Below are 2,561 nucleotides of genomic sequence, written 5' to 3' on the forward strand. Positions count from 1 at the left end.
TCGTTTAGGTTTGTTCGACACCTGCCCGCGAGCCTCACACACCACGATGCGCCAGGATGAAGGGCGGGTGTTGAACAAGCCTCGAGGGAGGAAACCGCGGCGAACGCGACGGTGCCCGCTCACGCTATGGCGATTGCATGCGTGCGGTGGCGCGGTGATGGTGCTTTTGGATGGCGCGCTGCCTCCCAACGACCGGGCTCATACGGACAAGGAGGCGCAAGGTCGTCATCGACGAGGCCTTGTGCGGGCGCGGACGTGAGTGTGTAGAGCGCCGAACACGAGCTGACCGTGCCGACGTTTGAAGCGTCAACAAACATGGGTTGCCGAGGCAGCGAGGAACGTTCATGGCGGCGCCTGAAGAGGTGGCGCACGGATCGTCTCGCCGCGCGTGAAGGTCAGCACGATGGTCATCGCGTGGCCGCAGTGCGGGCAGACGAAGGTTGGGCGCACGGTGTCCTGCGGATCGTCGCAGGGTGGCAGAACCTGTGGATCCTGCAGAGGCACTTGCAGCAGCTGGCGTGCGAGGGCCAGGCAGGCTGCTCGGTTGCAATTGGCCAGCAGCCCGTAGTGGCGGATGCGGTGGAAGCCACCAGGCAGCACGTGCAACAGAAAGCGGCGCATGAACTCGCCGGTATCGAGCGTCATCGTCTTGTGGCGTGTCTTGCCTTGGACTCGGCCCTTGTCACGGTAGTCCTTCCACCGGAAGGTCACGCCGCGCTCATCAAGTGCCACGAGTCGGCTGTTGGAGATGGCCACCCGGTGCGTGTAGCGCGACAGGTACGCCAGCACCGCCTGGGGTCCGGCGAACGGGCGCTTGGCGTAGACCACCCACTCGCATTGGCGCAGCGGTGCCAGCCAGCGGGCAAACGCCGCAGCGTCCGCCAGCGGCGCGTGTTCACCGAAGAATTGCAACCGGGCATCACGGTGCGCCTGTTGCAGCGCTTCGAGGAAGCGCCGGCGGAACAACCGGGAGAGCACGCGCACCGGCAGGAAGAACCCGCGCCGGCAGGCGATCCAGTGTTCGCCGTCGCTCGCCAGGCCGCCACCGGGGACGATGCCGTGCACGTGCGGGTGGTGTGTGAGCGCCGAGCCCCAAGTATGCAGCACCAGCGTTACACCCAGTCGAGCGCCCAGGTGCTTCGCATCGCCACCGATGGTCAGAAGAGTCTCAGCGGCGATGTCGAACAGCAAGCCATAGACCACCGCCTTGTTGCAGTACGCGATCTCGGCGATGGGTGCTGGCAACGTGAAGACCACGTGGAAGTACTCCACCGGCAGCAGGTCGGCGTTGCGCGCCTGGAGCCAACGCCGGGCCGCGTTGGCCTGGCACTTCGGGCAATGCCGGTTGCGGCAGGAGTTGTATGCGATCTGATCGGTGCCACACCCCTCGCAGCGCAAGACATGACCACCCAATGCCGCGCTGCGGCACTGCTCGATGGCCGACATGACCTTGAGTTGGGCCAGGCTCAGGTGGCCACGCTGAGCATGGCGCCAGGCGGGCCCATGAATGCGGAAGATGTCGGCGACTTCCAGGGCTGCGCGCCCCATGACCGCAGAGACTGCAGACTCACGACGAGGGCAGCGTCTCCAGTGGGCTGATCACCGCGCGCAGCACTTCGGTGGCCACGTGGGTGTACAGCGCGGTGGTCTCCAGCCGCTTGTGGCCCAGCAGCACCTGAATCACGCGGATGTCGACCTTCTGCTCCAGCAGGTGAGTCGCAAAGCTGTGGCGCAGCGTGTGCATCGACACGCGCTTGTCGATCTGGGCGGCGTCGGCCGCCAGGTGGATCGCGCGGTTGAGCTGCCGGGTGGACAGTGAGTCCATGGGGTTGAGCCCCGGAAACAGCCAGCCATTGGGCAGGATCTTGCCTTGCGCGTGACCCACCCGCCACCATGCCCGCAGCCGCTCGAGCAGCACGGGCGAGAGCATGGCGTAACGGTCCTTGCCCCCCTTGCCTTGCTCCACACGCAGCGTCATGCGCTCACTGTCGATATCGGTGACCTTCAACGCGCAGACTTCGCTGACGCGCAGTCCGGCCCCATAGGCCACGGACAGCGCCGCCTGGTACTTGGGGTTCGGTGCAGCAGCGATCAGACGGGCGACCTCGTCGCAGCTCAGCACAACGGGCAGCGGGCGTGGCTGGTGCACAGGTTGCACCTTGACCAGCAGCTCGGCGTGGCCCAGCGTCACATCGAAGAAGAACTTCAGGCCACTGAGCGTGGAGTTGATGGTCGGCGGTGCCGTGCCGGTCTCGACCATGTGCAGCTGGAAGGCCCGAAGGTCCTCGGCGGTGGCGGTGTCCGGCGATCGCTTGAGATAGGCGGCGAGCCTGCGAACGGCGCGGATGTAGTGGATCTGGGTCTTGCCGTTGAACTTGCGCATCCGCATGTCGTCGATCATGCGCTGGCGCAACGGGGAGACGGAGGGCGTCAATGAGTTCATGGTTCAACTCCTGTCGAAGAGCGAGGCGGATTGCCTCACCCGTCAACATGGCAGAACCAGCGGTGGAACGAATAACCACGATGCTGCCGGAGCGATTACCGCGAAAGCGGTTTAGTCC

At 65.4% G+C, this 2,561-nt stretch carries 2 protein-coding genes; both read right to left on the bottom strand.

What is annotated here, in order from left to right:
- Window positions 1-342: 342 nt before the first annotated feature.
- Window positions 343-1,548 carry an IS91 family transposase gene (locus FFS09_RS30400; protein WP_137922631.1) on the bottom strand — a complete coding sequence of 402 codons (1,206 nt, stop codon included), beginning with the start codon at window positions 1,546-1,548 and terminating at the stop codon, window positions 343-345.
- A 19-nt stretch (window positions 1,549-1,567) separates the two neighbouring features.
- Window positions 1,568-2,443, bottom strand: a complete 876-nt coding sequence (locus tag FFS09_RS30405; RefSeq protein WP_137922632.1) for a tyrosine-type recombinase/integrase — start codon at window positions 2,441-2,443, stop codon at window positions 1,568-1,570.
- Window positions 2,444-2,561: the final 118 nt, after the last annotated feature.

The sequence above is a fragment of the Hydrogenophaga sp. 2FB genome, from assembly GCF_005503365.1.
Taxonomy (GTDB): domain Bacteria; phylum Pseudomonadota; class Gammaproteobacteria; order Burkholderiales; family Burkholderiaceae_C; genus Hydrogenophaga.